Consider the following 17,506-nt stretch of genomic DNA (forward strand, 5'->3'; position numbering starts at 1 on the left):
AGGAGGCGTGTTGACGGTTGTCCCCGAAGCTGCTGTGTGCCCGAGCTATCCGCTGTCGCAGGCGCAGTGGGCCTGGTGGCTCGCTCAGAAACTGCATCCGGGAGTTCCGGTCACGGTCGCGATGTACCTGGACCTGGCCGGGCCGATCGACGTCGAACTGATCGAGAACTGCGCTACCCGCGCCGGGCAGGAGCTCGGGGCCTCGCAGCTGCGGTTCCGGCTCGTCGACGGAACGCCGCGCCAATACATCGACAGCGCCGCGCGTTTGCGTTTCGATCGCGTGGATCTGACCACGGTGCGGGACCCGGTCGCGACGGCGCTGGATCGGATGGAACGCGACTACAGCACACCACTCGATCCCCTGGCCGACGAACTGACCGTGGCCATGGTCTTCGCGGTGGCTCCGCAACGGCATCTGCTGTATCTGCGCAGCCATCACATCGTCCTCGACGGCGTCGGCGCGGCCGCCGTGCTGCGCCGGACCGCCGAGCTGTACCGAGCTCAGGTCGGCGCCGACTCGGCGGGCGAGGGCGTCCCGGCGTGCGGAGCGCTGTCGGTGGCCGAGATTCTGGAAGATGAACGGGCATACCGGGAATCGGCGCGAGCCAGGGACGACCGGGACTATTGGCGAGACCAGCTCGCCGGGTGGGGCGACTCGATCAGCCTGGCCGGGCGCGCGGCACCGCCGACGGTGCGACCGCACCAGGTGACCGCCACCTTGGACACCGCGACGGCGCGACTGCTCGCCGCGGCCAAGGCGCGGCACGGCGCGACCTTTCCGGAATTGGCGATCGCCGCCTTCGCCTGCTATCTGGCGCGCCTGACGGGCAGCCCGGAAGCAATGCTCACCCTGCCGGTTCCGGCCCGCTCCACCGCGGCGCTGCGGCGCTCCGGCGGCTCGATGTCAAATGTGGTGCCGCTGCGGATGACCGGTCTCGACGCGAGCACCGTCGGCGCTGTCATCGCGCAGGTGCGTTCGACGGTGATCGGCGCGCTACGACATCAGCGCTACCGGCACGAGGACATGCGGCGTATGCACGAGGCGGCCCTCAGCGGATTCGGGCCCGTGGTGAATCTGCTGGGTCTGGTGGAGCCGTTGCGCCTCGGTCCGATCATCGGGCACGCCCGGCTGCTCGCGCTCGGGCCGGTCGCCGATCTCCAGGTGAACGGCTACCAGGCGGGACCGGACGAGACGTCGGTCAACATCGACTTCCAGGCGAATCCGGCACGCTATCGCTACGAGACGGTGGTGTGGCGGCACCGCATGTTCCTGGACTATTTCGCCCGCTTCCTGGCTGCCGAACCGGACAGTCCGGTCATGGCGGTGGATCGCACACCGGCGGCGCCCACGATGCGGCCGCCGCTGGGACCGGTGCGGACGATGCCGGAGCTGCTGTGCGCGAGCATGATGCCCGACGCGGTCGCCGTGCGATGCGATACCCGCACCCTGACCTACCGCGAACTGGACGAGGCGTCCTCGCGCTGGGCCCGGGTTCTGCTGGCAGGCGGCGCCGGGCCCGGGAATTTCGTGGTTGTGGCGATCGCGAGGTCGTTGGAGTCCGTGCTGGCGCTGTGGGCGGTCGCGAAGACCGGCGCGTGCTTCGTTCCGCTCGACCCCGCCGATCCGCCCGCGCGGCTCACCGCTGTGTTGACCTCTTCCCCTGCGCGACAAGGGCTTACCGTCCGCTCGGTGTATGCGGAGCTGCCGGATGTCGGACGCACCGGCATCGACTGGCTGGTGCTCGACGACCCCGAAACCGACGTGGAACACTATTCCGCCGCCCCCGTCGACGACGCGGAACGACCACGGCCGCTGCGCCCGGGACACCCCGCCTATGTGATCTACACCTCCGGCACCACCGGTGTTCCGAAGGGTGTGGTGGTCAGCCATCGCGGTCTGGGATCCCTGACCGGCTACCTGATCGAACACTATGGCATCGAACGAGATTCGGTGCTGCTGCACTCCCACACCTCGACCTTCGACGCCCATCTGCTCGAACTGCTGCCCACCTTCGCGGCGGGCGCGCAGGTGGTGGTGGCGCCACCGTCGGTGATCGCCGGTGACAAGCTGGCCCGGCTCATCCTGGACAGCGGCTGCACGATTCTGCAGACCGCCCCCGCCGTGCTGTCCACGCTGTCACCCGCACAGGTTCCGGCATTGACGGTGGTGGCGATCGGTGGGGAGGCATGCCCGGCGAAACTGGTGGCGGAGTGGGCCCCGCACGTGCGGCTGTTCAACGGTTACGGCCCGACCGAGGCGACGGTGATGACCACGGAGACCGCGGCGATGTCCGCCGAGGATCCGGTGACCATCGGCGTCGCGCTGCCGGGAGCCCTTGCGGTCGTGTTGGATTCGCGATTGCGGCGCGTGCCCGACGGAGCCAGGGGCGAGCTTTATCTCGGCGGGCTCGGCCTCGCCGACTACTACCTGGGCAGTCCGGCCGCCACGGCGACTCGTTTCCTCGCCGACCCTTTCGGTTCCGGCGGGCGGCTCTACCGCACCGGCGACCAGGTGGGCGTCGGGCCCGGCGGCGCGTTCGAGTTCTACGGCCGGCTCGACGGCCAGGTCCAGTTGCACGGTCGCCGTATCGAGCCCGCCGAGATCGAGGCCGCGTTGCTGGCCGAACCCGAGATCACCTATGCCGTGGTGACGGTCGCCGACCCGGGACGGCCCGAAGCACGCCTGGTGGGTTACGTGGTCGCCGCCGCACGGATAGACACGGCGGCGACGTTGCGGCGGCTGCGCGCCGAATTGCCTTCGGCCCTGGTGCCTTCGGCGTTGGTCCAGCTCGATCGATTACCGGTGGCGGGCAATGGAAAGGTCGATCGGGCCGCCCTGACGCCGCCGGTCGTGACGCCGCGCCCCTACCGGGCTCCACAAACCGAACTGGAGCGCCTGGTCGCCGACCGCTTCGCCGCCACCTTGGCGCTGACCGCCGTCGGCCTGGACGACGACTTCTTCGAACTCGGCGGCAATTCCCTACTGGGCGTGGGTGTTTCGGCCGACCTGGAGCTTTCCGCCGGTGTGCCCGTGACGGTGCGCTGGCTCTATACCAGTCCGACGGTGCGGCTGCTGGCCGACGCGATCGCGAACTACGACGCCACCGATACCGCCGACGACGCGCTCGGCGCACTACTCGCCCTGCGCCGCGGCGGCACCCGGCCGCCGCTGTTCTGCGTGCACTCGGCCGTACCGCTGGCGTGGTGCTACGCCGGGCTGGCCCGCTACGTCACCGACCGCCCGATCTACGGGCTGCAAGCGCCGGTCCTCGCCGCCGGCGGGGACATACCCGCCACGATCGACGGACTCGTGGACAGCTACATCGAAACGATGCTCGGCGTGCAGCCGCAGGGCCCCTACCATCTACTCGGCTGGTCGCTCGGCGGCCAGATCGCGCACGCCATCGCCGTACGCCTGCGCGCTCGCGGCGCCGTGGTGGCCGTGCTGGCGATGCTGGACAGCGTCGTCATTCCCGCCGAAGCCGAGCCCCCGCCGGCCCCGCGCATGCGAGATCTGTTGACGCACCTGCTCGGTGACGAACCCGAGGACGCCGACGACGCCCCGGACATCACCGCCGCCGAAGCCGCCGCCGAACTGGCGATCGCGGGCGCGTCCTTCGGCACCGGACTGTCGGCGGGCCAGCTGGAGCGGCTGCATCGCGGGTATGTCGCGGGCGTCATGCTCGCGCACAACTACCGGCCGGACGTCTATGACGGTGACCTGCTCTACTTTTCGGCGACGCGTGGCATCACCGAGATGTTCGACGCGCGGATGTGGCGGCCGTATGTCACCGGAGAGCTGATCGAGCACCCGGTCCTCGCGACCCACGCCCAGATGACCAACTCGGAGGTGGTCGCCGTCATCGGGCCGATTCTCGACCGCCATCTGGCGCGGGTCGAAGGGCCGATGGTGGCACCCGACGGGCCGTGAGATCGACTCGTGGTTCCGCGGGTGGTGGTCGGCTAGACCCCGAGGGCGGCGGCGAACACCGGCCACGAGTCGTGCAGATCGTCCTCCCAGTACGGCCAGGCGTGGGTGCCGTGGCGGAAGGCCACCGTGGCCGGAATACCGAGTTCGGCGAGTCGATCGGTCAGCGCCGTGGCGCAATTGCGTACGAACGACTCCATACCGCCGCCCACCAGCATGCGATCGGCCAGTCGACCGGCGTCACCAGCGATGGACGGGGCGGCGAGGGTGTCGTGTTTACCCGCGGTCCCGTCGCCGGCCGAGATGTACAGCGCCACACCACGCAACTTGTCGGCGTTGAGCACCGGATCGTGCGCGGCCCAGGCCGGATGGTCCATGCCGCCCCACATATTGGCGGGATTCGCCCCCCACAGGCTCAGCTGGGAATACACATACGCGCGGCCCATCGAATCATGGGTGCGCGGGCAGCCGCTGTAGGCGCCCACCGCCTGGTATCGGCCGGGCGCCTCGATCGCGAGATTCAGTGCCGAGGTCGCCGACATCGATGTCCCGGCAACGGCATTGCGGCCCGTCATGCCGAAATGGCTCTCCAACAGCGGCGGCAACTCGTCGATCAGGAAGGTGGACCAGCGGACCCGACCCAGCGCCGGATCGTCGGCCAGCCAGTCGGTGTAGTAGGAGGCGTGACCGCCGATGGGCTGGATGACGTTGACGGGTTTGTCGGCGAAGAAGTGCGCGGCATCGGTGCGATTGGTCCACGGCCCACCGGACTCACCGCCGTCCACCGCGTTGAGCAGATACAGCGCGGGCGCCGGGCCGCCCGGGTGCGAGACCCACACGGGAATCGTCCGGCCCATCGCCGCCGAATAGACGACGACCGCGAATTGGCGGCCGCCCAACGGACGGACCTCGAGTATCCCGGACCCTGGATCAGCCGTCGCCGGCAGCGGAAACAGCACAGCGGTCGCGGCGATCAGTACAACCAGGCAACGCAGTAGCCGGCGCATCGTTGGAGTATCCCCCGGCGACCGCCGATTCCCGGTGATCAACGGACGCGCGTTTCGTCGTTCCGTGCATACTGATGTTAGGTGTACGGCATACGCCTACGGTTGAAGGGAATTCCGATAGATGTCACGCTCCGCAGGCTCGAATCATCCGGTGGCCGCGCCGGACGTGCGCATCAGAATTCTCGGGCCGCTCGCCGTCCACCGCGGCTCACAGAGCGAACCCTTGGGCGGAGCGCGATTGCGAACGCTGCTGATTCGGCTCGCACTCGACGTCGGCCGTCCAGTGTCGTCCACCTCGCTCGCCGAGACGTTGTGGCCCGGCGACGGACCGTTCGACCGCACCAACGCCCTGCACTCCGCGGTCTCTCGCCTGCGTCGATTCCTGCCGGACGCCTGCCTGCGTTCGCTACCCGGCGGCTATGTCCTCGATCTGCGACCCGAGACTGTGGACGCGTACCGGTTCGAACAAGCGGCGGCGGCGGGTCGAGCGGCCCTGAAGCACGGTGAGCATGAGCGCGCGGGCCGGGTACTGACCGAGGCGCTCGCCTGCTGGAGCGGTGAATTATCCAGTGAGGTACCCGATTTCGCACGTGACCGGCTGGAAGAGCTGCGCTTGTCCGTGCTGGAGGATCGCGCCGAAGCTGTCCTGTCCCTCGGCGTGCGCGACGGCCTCGCGGAGCAGCTCGCGTCACTCGCGAAGACGCATGTGTACCGAGAACGGTTGCAAGCCTTATACCTGCGTGCATTACATGCCGAGGGCCGACAGGCCGAAGCGCTCGGCGCCTACGAACGCATCCGTGCCCGACTCGCCGAAGAACTCGGCGCTGATCCAGGTCCGGAAATGCAGTCCGCGCACTTGACCATCCTCCGGGCTGAAACCGGCCGACGTCCACGCGGCAATCTCCCCGCACCGCACACCAGTTTCCTCGGCCGCGAGTGGGAATGCGCCCGCGTGCGCGACCTCCTTCAAGTCAACCGGCTCGTCACTGTGACCGGACCCGGCGGGGTCGGCAAGACTCGCTTGGCACTGGAGGTGGCGAGCGCGATGACCGACCGAGCGTGGATCGTCGACCTGGCCCCGGTGGCAGACCCGAATGCTGTCGTGCACGTTGCGGCCGCGATGCTCGGCAGCGGATCGGCCGGGCTGCTGGAACCACCTCGGGATGCCCTTGTGCGGATAGCCGAATCTCTTCCCTCCGCGGCGACGGTGCTGGTCCTGGACAGCTGCGAGCACGTCCTCGACGAGGTCGCCCGGCTGGCCGAAAAGTTGCTCGGTCGCTGCCCCGAACTGCGCATCATCGCCACCAGCCGTGAACCGCTGGGGCTCGCGGGTGAGCACGTGTTCGCGGTGCCTCCGCTGTCGATCGATGCGGCGGTCCGGCTGTTCATGGACCGGATGAGTGACATGCCTCCGGTGCCCCGATTCGACAGTACGTCAGCGTTTCTCGTGAAAACTGTGTGCCTGCGCCTGGATCGGTTGCCGCTGGCCATCGAGCTGGCCGCTGCCCGTGCGAGATCGATCCCCTTGGCGGAGCTGGGTATTCGTCTCGATACCGGTACGGAACCTTTGGCAGTGGCCCGGCGGGCCGCCCAGCCGCGGCACCGCACACTGCGTGCCGTCGTCGCATGGAGCTGGGATCTACTGGACCCGGACGAGCAGGCGCTGGCCCGCCGCCTGGCGGTCTTCCCGGGCCCGATCGGGATCGACAGCGCCGTGACCGTAGCCGGCGCCTCGCTGGATGGCCTCGCCGCTCTCACCGACAAGTCGCTATTGCAGTTCGACGGACACCACTACCGCATGTTGGCCACCATTCGCGACTACGCGCTCAAAAAGCTCTGGGAGACCGAGGAACTCGATACAGTCCGGGCCGAACACGCCCAGTTCTTTCGTACCTTGGCCGAACAAGCGGAACCGCGGCTGCGCGCAGCCGAGCAGGTGCGGTGGCTGACCCGGTTGGATCTCGAACGCGACAATCTGCTGGCCGCACTGCGCTACGCCCACGAGGCGGGAGACGCGAACACGGCCGTACGCCTGTGCGCCGCGCTGGGCATGTACTGGTTGCTGCGAGGCGATCGGCAGGCCATGGTCGACGGGACGCGATTGGCGCTGGCGACACCCGGGTCGGCACCGGCGGATGCCGCGGCAGCCACCTCGGCGTTGCACGTGCTTGCCACCGAGCTCTGGTCCGATCGCGAGGTCGACGCGGCCGTACTCGCCGAACTGAGTACCGCGGAACACCCGCTCGTCGTTCTGATCGAGCCGTTCGTTGCGACCGCCTGTCATGGCCCTGCGCGAGGTCTAACGGTATTGCACCGCCGGACACCACATCCGGACCCCTGGACCGCTGCGGTGCTGCAACTACTGCATGGGGTTTTGCCGGGTGCGGGCGGTGATCCCCGAACAGCCATGAGCGCGGTGGAGACCGCGATTGCCAAATTTCGGACGATAGGTGACCGCATCGGACTTTCGTGGGCGCTGACCGTACGGGCCGATTCGCACGCGACGATCGGCGAATACGCCTCTGCGATAGCGGATCTCACCGATGTCATCGGATTGGCGCGCGAACTCGATCCCAGCGACAACTGCCTGCTGCAACGCGCGCGGATAGCGGAACTGCGCGGGCAGCTAGGTGACATAGCAAAGGCCAGACAAGAAATGGAGCACGCACTCACCAGCGTGGGTGCCACCGCGGGTTATGCCGCCATCGCACAGTTGACGCTCGCTGACCTGGCGCGACGCGACGCAGATCCCGGCGAGGCCGAGCTGCGGCTGCGCCTCGCGGATGCGCACACTATCGAGTTCCCTTGCGTAGAACCGCTTTTCCGCGTGCGGCTGGCTTGCGTCCGAGCGGACCTCATGATGGATTCGGGTGACTTCACGACGGCCTTGCCCCATCTGGCTTCGGCCTGCGCTGCCGCCGCGACAGCGTCCGACCCGGCGCTGAGCGCCAGAGTCACCACTCGTCTCGCCCGCTGGCACCTGCTCGACGGCCACCCCGTCCGTGCTGTCGAACTGGTTGCCATCACCCACGCCCTGCTCGGCACACCGGAGCCCGGCGATCCCGATCTGGCCGCTGTCACAGGCGATCTGCGCACCACGCTCGGCGAACGCCGCTATCTCGAGGCCTATGCCCGGGGCTCGCGCCGCGATACCGCACTCGACAGTATCGCGGCCCGATTCGGTCTGTCGCCCGCGGGTCGGGGCGCTACCGAACGAACACCAGCATCAAACCGGCGCTCCCGGCCAGCGCTGCCAGCGTCACTGTGATTTTCGCGCCAGTCGACCACCCGGCGACCCAGTGCCGCGTCCTCGCATAGTGCCGCTCGAGCCACGCCTGCGCCGAGGTGGCCCACTCGAATTCGAGTGCGAGCAGCCGCAAACCGAGGAGCACGGCGGGGATCCCCAATTCCGGAATCAGCAGCAGTGGAATCCCGGTCGCACCCAGAACGATGCCCGCGGTGGCGACGGGCACCCGGACGAACAACGACCGCCTGCGATGGCGCTCGCGCCGTGCGATCACCCGCGGCATGGCATGGAAAGCCTTCTGCCGCTTGGTTATCGGGGCACCCGCCGTGCTCGCCGAGGGCTCCGGGGCCGTCACACTCCGGGCCAGGTTGCCGCGAACTGCCAAGCCGGGCCCCGCAGGCGAACCGCGCCATCGATTTCATACGGCAGCAATGCTTCTACCACTGCCCGCCGCGCGGCGTCGACCGCCGCAGGTTCGGTATCGCGCAGCCAGAAGCGGATCGGCCCGAAGCCGAAAATGAAGGCGGCCGCGTCCTCAGCGTCGCGTCCCATGACCGATATCGAATACACCGAACCGGGTCTGGCGGCGGCATGCGCGGGTTACGGCAGCCGGTTCAGCATCGTGCTCCGCGACGTGGAGGTATCCGCCCCGGGCGATCCGGGCTACGTCCGCAAGACTTGCTGAAACCACCGTTTCGTCACCGAGCCGCACGAGCGGTTGACCTAACGCTGGCCAGTTCGAGCAGACGCAGGAGTTCGCTACCGAAACTCTGGGCGGTCAGAAAAGTGCGCGGCCCAGTCCGACTCGTTCGATCAGGTGCGCCGCCACCAGCGTCGTGGCGAGCACGGCGGCGAAGGTCCGTCCTCGAAAACGGACGCGGCAGGTGATCAGAGTGCGGCGGGCAGGGCGGCCGGGCCAGTTGGGCGCTACCGCGATGAGCGGACCAGTGACAGTGCGCGCGCTGGGCACCATTGCCGGGTTTCGACTCGGCCACGACCGTTCCCGGTGGGAATCGCGAATCCGGCCAGTCCGATCCAGGCTCCGTCTGTGCAGCGGGCCCAGGCGTACAGCAGACCGGGAACCTTTCCTGCGGCCAAGTGCAGGCCACCGGCTTTGACCCGCATGGACACCGCGTCGCGGCGGAAGGCTCCGGCGGACGGGAGCGCGATCGTCAGGTCGACGAGTACTGGTTGCGGCGGGTCCACTACTCGCCGCAGTGGACGCGTGAAGTCGTCGCTCCAGTACTCGAACATAGGTTCGATAGTCTCATACCGCGCGGTCCGTTTGACGGAGAGACCGTTGCCCATCAGGGGACGGTGGGCTGCTTCGGTGCGGCTTTCCATCGTGTCCGTAATGGCGTGTTACCGAGTTCGCTTCTGGCCGTGAGGGTCTCGGCATAGAAGACGAGGTCAGCGGTAGCACTCGGCGATCGACATAAAGCGCAGGATTGCCAGACAAGCCACCCCGGGGAGTGGCGGCTGCGTGCAACCACCGTCGCGGTGGTTACGCAGCGTGTGACGAAGAGCGCGCCCATCGACCGGACGCGCTTCGAGCGCGCAGGGAACGCAGTCGAATAGTCAGTGTTGCCAGGCGGTTTCGCGGGCCGAGGCGGTGGCCTGGTCGATCAGGCGCGCGATGGCCGTGCGGAGGTGCTCGGCGGTGCTGGGGACAGCTTCGATGCGTTCGTTCTCGCGGATCAGGTAGCGGCCGTCGTCGCGATAATCGATGACGTAGAGCTGGGTGCCGCCCTCCTGCCAGCCGTTGAGGGAGGGACCGGCGGCTACCCGGAATTCGGCGTAGGTGCCGAAGGGGCGTTTGAGTTGGCGGACCGCGTGTTCCGAGGGCGAAAGACGGTAGGAGTTGATGCGGGTCGGGCGATGGAGTTCATCCCGATGGATGTTGATACTCGGACCCTTACCCGGGGCGGTGTCGGGGAGAACGGTGAGCAGGCGCGATACCACCGCCTGCGGGGGACGCAGATCGATGCGGATATTGCCGCCGGTGCCGAACGTCGCACCCGGTAGTTGCGCGGCGACCGCGCCGTTGCCGGATTCGATCGCGGCACAGGCGCGGACCATCCGATCGCGACCGTCGTGGCGGTAACCGAACAGCTCGACCCGGACATCGGCGTGCGCGAGAGCGTGCAGGGCGTGATAGAGCGAATCGTCGTTGCCGATAACGCGCATCAACGATTCCGCCGCCGCCTTACGCTGGATGTCGAACTCGACCTGGGTCTCCACCTCCGCGGCGAAAGTGAGCGGAAAAGGCATGCGGTCACGGCCGAGCGCTTCCCACGCAACCCAGAATTCGATCGGAGCCAACTCCCAGGTGCCGGTCACGCTTCTCCGCCGATCACCGGCGGGACGGCCTTCCGATCGGGGCCGAGGAGTTCCTCGTGCACGCCGTAGAGGTAGTCGGGGGCCTTGTGCTCGGACTCGTCATCCTGGCCGTTCTGGCCGCCGCGGCCCGGCATACCCATGCCGGGCATTCCGGAGCGAGCGGCCGAGTTCGCCTTGCCGGAGTTGGCGGCGGCGGCAGCGGCGGCCGGGTTTCCGGCACCGGTGCCGGGAACGCTGGTGCCTTTGCCCGGTGTGCCCGAGGATGGGGTGCCGGTTCCGGTGCGGGGAGTGCCCGTGCCGAGTCGGCTCGGGTTGGTGCCGACCGGGGCGGTGCCCGCGGGGTTGGTGCTCGCCGGATTGGTGCTGGCCGGGTTGGTACTCGCCGGATTCGTGCTTGCCGGGTTGGTACTCGCCGGGTTCGTGCTCGCGGGATCGGTACTCGTCGGGTTGGTGGTCGCCGGTTCTGTGCTGGCCGGATCGGTCTCCGTCGGATTCTGCGAACCCGGCGTCGACGGGTTGCCATTCCCGTTTCCGTTCCCATTGCCATTTCCATCGCCCTTTTGGGGGATGTCGGCGCCGGGCTGCGCGGCCGGAGTGGTCGGCGTCGGAATCTTCGGGACCTGCGCGTCGGCCTGCAGCGCGACCGGCTTGTACACGGTGCGCATCACCTCGTTCGCCAAGTCCTCGGCGTTCTTCTTGCGGCCCGCGTCGTTGCCGGTGATCATCCCGGAGACCTGGCCGTCGCCCAGCAAGGCGTCACCGATCGAGCCGACCACGCTGGCGAGTTTTCCGCCCTCGCGTCCTTCGGATGGTTGCGGCACCTGGTATTTCACCTGACTGAACCCAGTGAAGGCCTCCTCCATTTTATTCGCGATCAAGTTGGCTGCCTGCTCCACCTTTTGCACGTCACCCAAATAGGCCTTTACGCTGGCCAGGGCGCTCGTAGCAGCTGAACCTGACCAGCCGCTGTCCATTTTCACCTTGGTAGCGTTGTAAAAGGTGTCACCATTGGTCTTCGTCGCTGTCGCGAGGTCCTTCCAAGCTTCCACACTCTGCCACATCCGACCTAAGTCGACCCCATCAACGAATTCCATAATTCGGGAATGCGACATACCGACGAAGACTTCCATCTTCGGCGGGACTACCGTATCGGCGTACTCGCCGTTGAACCCTGTAGAAAGAGCCCGATTCTCAGCATAGATGCGATCGCGGTCGGAATTTCCCGCGGACTGCGCGTCCTCTTCCGCCTTTACCGGTGAAACGCCGTCGTTAAAGAGATCGGTGACGCGGCCAGCCACATTCGCCACAGCACCCTGGAACATATTGAAAGTCATACTCTTCCCCCCGGTGTGTTACCAGTCCAGCTTGTGGGTCTGCGCTTTGATTTTAGCCTGAGTCTCCGCATCGGCAGCCTCGAATGCGGCACCGGCCTTGGTGTACATATCCGCCAACGCCTCAAGGATCTTGATATGTTCAGTGATCGCAGCTGTATAGGAACCGGTACCACTACCGCCCGTGGCAAGCTCGCTGAACTTCTCGCCGAGAGCCCGGGATGACTCGAAGTTGCTAAAAGAATCCACGACTACGATATTTTCCGCCCGCCCCGCCAAGGTACGCAATTCAGTTATGTAATTTTTGCAATAATTGACCAGGTCCCTGGCCGCGCCTACTTCGATGTAGAAATTTCCGGCCTGCGCCTCGCCTGCCAACCGTTGAAATTCCTTGATCTGCGCCTCGGGAGTTGCCATCGCCCACCCCGCCTTTCCATATATCGTCGTCAGCGGGGGATGGAGCCAACTACCTGCTCAACCGCCGGGACCGCCAACGCACAAGGATCAGTCGATGTCTCGCTATCGACAAATTTCGCGATCTTGACCATAACGACCCCCTTGCTGGTTTCCGACGCAAGCGCACATTCTGTGGGCGGCTTACGAGTTCCGATATAGAACTGCATGGCGTCTCGATCCCCGACCTTCACGTCACTGAAATCGTGGAAGTATGTATTCTTACGGAATTCGTCCAGCGTTCTGGTGGTGGACGCAACCAGCATGAAATGGCCCCAACGTCCGTCCGTTCCGTCCGCGCGCCAGCTGCACAGTTTCCAATCGCCGCGCTCGCCGAAGGCCGGATCGGTGTCCTTGGTCGACGGGTCCGCCCCGGTAGCGGTGATCACCGAATCCGGCAGACTGCACGGATCCCACAACTGCTCTTTGCTCAACTTCGCACTACTCGGCGCCTGACTCGTCCCCGTTCCCCCCGTCCCCCCATCCGTACCCGAGCACCCCGCCCCGACAAGCACTGCGCACATCCCCGCCACAGCCGCCATTACTCGCATGCAACCCCCGGCCCTCGTATGGAATCTTCCCCGCGACCCTAGCAGGTGACCACGGCCCTGCTTCGGGAGAGATCATCTGGGTATTGACCTCGCATGGCTGTCGTGTTGAAGCGAGCGGTGACCACCCCGTTGCTGTATTTCTTCATCCTCGGGGACGTGCTCGGGGCGGGTGTGTATGTGTTGGTGGGGGCGGTGGCGGGGAAGTCGGGCGGGGCGGTTTGGCTGCCGCTGGCGCTTGCTTTGGGGTTGGCCACGCTGACGGCCGGGTCGTATGCCGAGCTGGCGACGAAGTATCCGCGGGCGGGTGGTTCGGCCCATTACGTGAACACCGCGTTCGGTCCGGCGGCCGGTTCGTTCATCGGTTTCTGCATGCTCGCCGCGGGTGTGGTGTCGGTGGGTGCGCTGGCCAGGGGTTTCGCGGGGGACTATCTGCAGGCGCTGGTTTCGTTGCCGACGTTGGCGGTCATCGTGGTCTTTCTGGTGTTGCTTGCCGCGCTCAATATTCGGGGGATCAAGGAGTCGCTCGGCGCGAATGTGGCGGCGACGCTGGTCGAACTGAGTGGGCTGCTCCTGATCATCGGTCTGGGCGCCTGGGTGATTTTGCGGGGCGACGCGGATCTGAGCCGGCTCACCCAGGTCGGCACCGCGGACCACGGGCCGTTCGGCGCGGTCCTGGCCGGTACGGTGCTGGCGTTCTATTCCTTCGTCGGGTTCGAGACGTCGGTGAATTTGGCCGAGGAGGTCAAGGATCCACGGCGGTCCTATCCCACGGCACTGTTCGGGGCGTTGCTCACCGCCGGGGTGGTGTACGTGTTGATCGGTGTGGTCGCCAGCGCTGCCGTCGCCACCGATCAGTTGACCCAGTCCAGCGGGCCGCTGCTGGAAGTGGTTCGTATCGCCGGCGGTGTGCCCGATTGGCTGTTCAGCGTGATCGCCTTGGTCGCCGTGGCGAATGGCGCGCTGCTCACCGGCATCATGTCTTCGCGGCTGGCGTACGGGATGGCCAAGGACGGCCTGCTGCCGCCGGTGCTCAGCCGTGTCCTGCCGAACCGGCGCACACCGTGGGTGGCGATTCTGGCGACCTCGGCGGTGTCGCTGATTCTCGCGCTGACCGGCGAAGTCGATTCGCTGGCAGCCACATTGGTGCTGCTGCTGTTGTTCGTTTTCAGCAGCGTCAACGCGGCGGTGCTGGTGCTGCGCCGCGAGGAGGGCGAGCCCGATCACTTCCGGATCCCGACCATCGTGCCCTGGCTGGGTTTGGCGTCTTGCCTGTTCTTGTTCACGCGGATCGAAGGTGAGGTCTGGGTGCGCGGCCTCATCCTGGTCGCCTTGGGCCTGGTGCTCGCGGTGATCAACGCGGTCCGATCGAAACGGTCCGAAATGGGTACAGCGGAGCGACAAAGGAGGATTCCCATGGCAGAGAAGAAGGACATCGACGACGAGGAGACCCGCGAGCCGAAGGGCGGTCGGCCCGGTCCCAGTGATGAGGGCCGCGACGGCGGCATGGCGACTCGCGAACTCGCCCCGGAACTGACCGAAACGGAAGGGGCGCAAGAACCGCCCGATTGATTGCTGAGATGCCCTACCCACCGGGCGGCCGGATTGTGATGTGTCCCGTATCTGCGGGCTGACTACCCGTTCTGCCACCCGCACCGCTTACCGTCGCCAAGGCACGATTGTTTGCAGGGAAGGTGGCGGCGAAAGTGGTTGGGACCCGGGCGAAGCTGGACGAGCTGGAAAAGATCCTGGCGATCGCCTCGGAACCGGCAGGTGAAGCCGGTGTCGCCAAGCGGGCGAAGAAGGGCATCCCGAGTGTCCGCGAGCGGGTGAATATGCTGCTCGATCGCGGGACTTTCCTGGAGACGGGCGCGCTGGCGCGGCAGCCCGGTCTGCCGGACGCACTCTACGGTGACGGGCTGGTCACCGGTCGCGGGTTGATCGGTGGCCGTCCGGTGGTGGTGATCGCCCATGATCAGACCGTGTACGGCGGTTCGGTCGGCATCACGTCCGCGCGCAAGTTCATGCGGGCACTACAGCTCGCGTTCGACAATGCCTGCCCGGTGGTGACGATCAACGATTCCGGCGGTGCGCGGATCCAGGACGCGGTGGGTTCGATCGCGTCGTTCGGCGATATCTCGCGGGTGCTGGAGAAGCTGTCCGGGTATGTGCCGCAGGTCTCGATCATTCTCGGAAAGTGCGCGGCCGGTTCGGTTTACGGGCCGATCAACACCGATGTGCTCATCGGCACGCCGGATTCGTACATGTTCGTCACCGGGCCGGAGGTGATCAAGGCGGTCAACGGTGAGGACATTTCGGCGGAGGCGCTCGGTGGGGCCGAGGTCCAGGCGAAGCGGGGCACGCTGCACCATGTGGCCGAGTCCGAGCAGGCGGCTTACGACTGGGCGCGGCAATATCTGAGCTACATGCCGACGAGCTGTCTCGAGCAGCCGCCGGTGGTGAATCCGGGGCTGGAGCCGGAGATCACCGCCTACGACCGCGAACTGGAAAAGATCATCCCGGATTCCGATCGCACCGGGTACGACATGCACGAGATCCTGCTGCGGATTTTCGACGACGGTGAATTCCACGAGGTCCGTGCGGCTTTCGCGCCGAACCTGATCACCGGATTCGCCCGGGTGGACGGATATCCGGTCGGCGTGATCGCGAATCAGCCGCTGGTGCTGGGCGGTTCGACCGACGCCGCCTGCTCGGACAAGTCGACCTACTTCATCCGGCTCTGCGATGCGTTCAATATTCCCCTGGTCTTCGTCGTCGACACTCCGGGCGTGCTGCCGGGTCTGGAGCAGGAGGCCAACGGCGTCATCATTCGCGGCGGCCGGGTGCCGCGCGCGATCATCGAGGCCACGGTGCCGATCATCAACCTGGTGGTGCGCAAGTCCTATGGCGGCGCCTACGGCATGATGGCGGCCCGGCAGGTCGGCGCGGATATCAGTTTCGCGTGGCCGACGGCCCGGATCGCGGTGATCGGCGCGGAAAGCGCGGTCGACCTCATCGGCAAACGACAGTTGGCGGCGGTGCCGGAGGAGCATCGGGCGGCGGCGCGCGAGTTCATGGTCAACCAGTACAACGAGACCATCGCGACACCGTGGATCGCCGCCGAACGCGGCTACATCGACGCGGTCATCGAACCGGCGCGCACCCGGCTGGAGATCCGGCACGCCTTGCGCCTGTTGCGGGACAAGCAGCCGACCAAACCGGAGTTCAACCCGCGCAAGCATCCGGTGTATCCCATGTAGGCATGGCTGCATCGTTTATGCATCAATAGGCGGGTAGGCTGGAGGCATGCCGGCCTCCATCGCGCTGTTCACCCGTGACCTGCGCCTGCGGGACAATCCCGTGCTCACCGCCGCCGCCCGCGAAGCAACCGAGGTGGTGCCCCTGTTCGTCCTCGACGAGGAAATCGTGCGACGGACACGGCACGCGCCGAATCGACTGCGGTTTCTCCTGGCGGCGCTGTCCGAACTCGACGACGAACTACGCGCCCGGGGCGGTCGGCTGGTGCTGCGCCGCGGGCGGACGGTGGATGTCGTCGCGCAGGTCGCGGCCGAGGTCGGCGCGTCCGCCGTGCACGTCGCCGAGGATGTCAGCCGGTACAGCCAGGGCCGGGAAAACGCACTGTGGGAACGTCTTTCGCCTACCGGCTGCCGGGTGCGGACGCACGCGGCGTCGATCACGGCCGTCGATCCGGCCGAGGTGAAGCCGGATACCGGCCGCGGCCACTACGCGATCTTCACCCCATACTTCCGCCGCTGGATCGAGACGCCCATGCGGCGGCCGCTGCCCGCCCCGGACCGGCTCGTCGTGCCTGCGATCGCGAGTGATCCGATCCCCGAACTCGGCGATCTCTGCGCGGACCCCGCGTCGCCGGGCCTGTCTGTCGGCGGTGAGGTCACCGGGCGAAAACTGCTGGCGCACTGGCTTTCCGGGCCCGTCTACTACTACGCCGAGCGGAAGGACGCACTCGCGTTCGAGGGCACTTCGCGGCTGTCCCCCTATCTGCATTTCGGCTGTCTGTCACCTGCCGAGGTGGTGCACCGCACCGACGCCGCGACCAGCGGCGGGCACGCCTTCGTGCGGCAGGTGGCCTGGCGGGACTTCCACCATCAGGTGCTCGCCGACCGGCCGGAGGTCGCCACGCGGGATTACCGCTCGGAGAGCCGGTCCTGGGTGCACGAACCGGACGGCTTGGCGGCCTGGCAGGCCGGGCGGACCGGATATCCGGTGGTCGACGCGGCGATGCGGCAGTTGCTGGCGCAGGGCTGGATGCCCGGCCGGGCGCGCTTGATCGCGGCCAGCTTCCTGAGCAAGACGCTGAAGGTGGACTGGCGGCTGGGCGCCGAACATTTCGAACGCTGGCTCGTCGACGCCGACCTGGCGAACAACCGGATGAACTGGCAGTGGGTCGCCGGGACCGGCACCGACACCCGATCCAGTCGCGTGCTGAACCCGCTGCGCCAGGCCGATCGTTATGACCCCGACGGCGTGTACGCGCGACGCTGGCTGCCCGAGCTCGCACACTTGCCCGGCGCGGATGTGCACCGCCCGTGGCGCGCCGGGGTGCCCGCCTCGACGTATCCGCCGCCGATCGTCGAATTCCGTGGCATGTGACGCCGTTTGCATCAAAATCG

14 protein-coding genes are annotated in these 17,506 nt (G+C 67.0%); 6 read left to right on the top strand and 8 right to left on the bottom strand.

Annotation, left to right across the window (positions count from 1 at the left end; genetic code table 11):
• Positions 1-7: 7 nt before the first annotated feature.
• The gene (locus BJ987_RS30955; protein ID WP_307869808.1) at positions 8-3,931 is read left to right on the top strand and encodes a non-ribosomal peptide synthetase; all 3,924 of its coding nucleotides are present in this window, start codon (positions 8-10) and stop codon (positions 3,929-3,931) included.
• Positions 3,932-3,963: 32 nt separating this feature from the next.
• Here the strand turns inward: BJ987_RS30955 and BJ987_RS30960 are convergent, their stop codons facing one another.
• On the bottom strand, positions 3,964-4,935 hold the full coding sequence (locus BJ987_RS30960) for an alpha/beta hydrolase (protein WP_209896614.1): 972 nt from the start codon (positions 4,933-4,935) through the stop codon (positions 3,964-3,966).
• A 121-nt stretch (positions 4,936-5,056) separates the two neighbouring features.
• Between BJ987_RS30960 and BJ987_RS30965 the strand changes: the two genes are divergently transcribed.
• Positions 5,057-8,203 carry an AfsR/SARP family transcriptional regulator gene (locus BJ987_RS30965; RefSeq protein ID WP_209896615.1) on the top strand — a complete coding sequence of 1,049 codons (3,147 nt, stop codon included), beginning with the start codon at positions 5,057-5,059 and terminating at the stop codon, positions 8,201-8,203.
• Here the strand turns inward: BJ987_RS30965 and BJ987_RS30970 are convergent.
• A complete protein-coding gene (locus BJ987_RS30970) occupies positions 8,142-8,537 on the bottom strand; it encodes a PGPGW domain-containing protein (protein WP_209896616.1) in 396 nt (131 codons plus the stop codon). The two genes, BJ987_RS30965 and BJ987_RS30970, sit on opposite strands and share 62 nt — an antisense overlap.
• A complete protein-coding gene (locus BJ987_RS30975; RefSeq protein WP_209896617.1) occupies positions 8,534-8,734 on the bottom strand; it encodes a hypothetical protein in 201 nt (66 codons plus the stop codon). Before BJ987_RS30975 ends, BJ987_RS30970 begins: the two co-directional genes overlap by 4 nt.
• Here BJ987_RS30975 and BJ987_RS37910 point away from each other — a divergent pair.
• Positions 8,733-8,867, top strand: a complete 135-nt coding sequence (locus BJ987_RS37910) for a hypothetical protein (protein WP_281070401.1) — start codon at positions 8,733-8,735, stop codon at positions 8,865-8,867. The two genes, BJ987_RS30975 and BJ987_RS37910, sit on opposite strands and share 2 nt — an antisense overlap.
• A gap of 242 nt (positions 8,868-9,109) precedes the next feature.
• On the opposite strand, the gene BJ987_RS37545 is transcribed toward BJ987_RS37910, so the two are convergent.
• From BJ987_RS37545 to BJ987_RS31000, 5 genes are all read right to left on the bottom strand, one after another.
• The gene (locus BJ987_RS37545; protein WP_245366207.1) at positions 9,110-9,436 is read right to left on the bottom strand and encodes a hypothetical protein; all 327 of its coding nucleotides are present in this window, start codon (positions 9,434-9,436) and stop codon (positions 9,110-9,112) included.
• A 324-nt stretch (positions 9,437-9,760) separates the two neighbouring features.
• Positions 9,761-10,522, bottom strand: a complete 762-nt coding sequence (locus tag BJ987_RS30985) for an ESX secretion-associated protein EspG (RefSeq protein WP_209896618.1) — start codon at positions 10,520-10,522, stop codon at positions 9,761-9,763.
• Positions 10,519-11,856: a PPE domain-containing protein gene (locus tag BJ987_RS30990; RefSeq protein WP_209896619.1), complete on the bottom strand. Its 1,338-nt coding sequence runs from the start codon at positions 11,854-11,856 to the stop codon at positions 10,519-10,521. The genes BJ987_RS30985 and BJ987_RS30990 overlap by 4 nt, the downstream gene beginning before the upstream one ends.
• An 18-nt stretch (positions 11,857-11,874) precedes the next feature.
• Entirely contained in the window at positions 11,875-12,270 is a 396-nt protein-coding gene (locus tag BJ987_RS30995) for a hypothetical protein (RefSeq protein ID WP_209896620.1), read from the bottom strand.
• A 29-nt stretch (positions 12,271-12,299) separates the two neighbouring features.
• Positions 12,300-12,857, bottom strand: coding sequence for a DUF3558 domain-containing protein (locus tag BJ987_RS31000; protein WP_307869809.1), 558 nt, complete (start codon positions 12,855-12,857; stop codon positions 12,300-12,302).
• 93 nt (positions 12,858-12,950) lie between these two features.
• Between BJ987_RS31000 and BJ987_RS31005 the strand changes: the two genes are divergently transcribed.
• The 3 genes from BJ987_RS31005 (at position 12,951) to BJ987_RS31015 (ending at position 17,486) form a co-directional block, all read left to right on the top strand.
• Complete coding sequence (locus BJ987_RS31005; RefSeq protein ID WP_245366208.1) at positions 12,951-14,426, top strand: APC family permease; 1,476 nt, start codon at positions 12,951-12,953, stop codon at positions 14,424-14,426.
• Positions 14,427-14,560: 134 nt separating this feature from the next.
• Positions 14,561-16,114 (top strand): acyl-CoA carboxylase subunit beta, encoded by a 1,554-nt coding sequence (locus BJ987_RS31010; RefSeq protein ID WP_209896622.1) that lies wholly within the window; start codon positions 14,561-14,563, stop codon positions 16,112-16,114.
• Positions 16,115-16,160: 46 nt separating this feature from the next.
• Positions 16,161-17,486, top strand: a complete 1,326-nt coding sequence (locus BJ987_RS31015; protein WP_209896623.1) for a cryptochrome/photolyase family protein — start codon at positions 16,161-16,163, stop codon at positions 17,484-17,486.
• Positions 17,487-17,506 lie beyond the last annotated feature (20 nt).

Source organism: Nocardia goodfellowii (assembly GCF_017875645.1).
Taxonomy (GTDB): Bacteria; Actinomycetota; Actinomycetes; order Mycobacteriales; family Mycobacteriaceae; genus Nocardia; species Nocardia goodfellowii.

Bases quoted from the DNA above. Each gene is read 5' to 3' on its own strand.
- BJ987_RS30960 (WP_209896614.1), bottom strand. From the start codon at position 4,935: ATGCGCCGGCTACTGCGTTGCCTGGTTGTACTGATCGCCGCGACCGCT.
- BJ987_RS30965 (WP_209896615.1), top strand. From the start codon at position 5,057: ATGTCACGCTCCGCAGGCTCGAATCATCCGGTGGCCGCGCCGGACGTG.
- BJ987_RS37910 (WP_281070401.1), top strand. From the start codon at position 8,733: ATGACCGATATCGAATACACCGAACCGGGTCTGGCGGCGGCATGCGCG.
- BJ987_RS30975 (WP_209896617.1), bottom strand. From the start codon at position 8,734: ATGGGACGCGACGCTGAGGACGCGGCCGCCTTCATTTTCGGCTTCGGG.
- BJ987_RS37545 (WP_245366207.1), bottom strand. From the start codon at position 9,436: ATGTTCGAGTACTGGAGCGACGACTTCACGCGTCCACTGCGGCGAGTA.
- BJ987_RS30990 (WP_209896619.1), bottom strand. From the start codon at position 11,856: ATGACTTTCAATATGTTCCAGGGTGCTGTGGCGAATGTGGCTGGCCGC.
- BJ987_RS30995 (WP_209896620.1), bottom strand. From the start codon at position 12,270: ATGGCAACTCCCGAGGCGCAGATCAAGGAATTTCAACGGTTGGCAGGC.
- BJ987_RS31000 (WP_307869809.1), bottom strand. From the start codon at position 12,857: ATGCGAGTAATGGCGGCTGTGGCGGGGATGTGCGCAGTGCTTGTCGGG.
- BJ987_RS31005 (WP_245366208.1), top strand. From the start codon at position 12,951: ATGGCTGTCGTGTTGAAGCGAGCGGTGACCACCCCGTTGCTGTATTTC.
- BJ987_RS31015 (WP_209896623.1), top strand. From the start codon at position 16,161: ATGCCGGCCTCCATCGCGCTGTTCACCCGTGACCTGCGCCTGCGGGAC.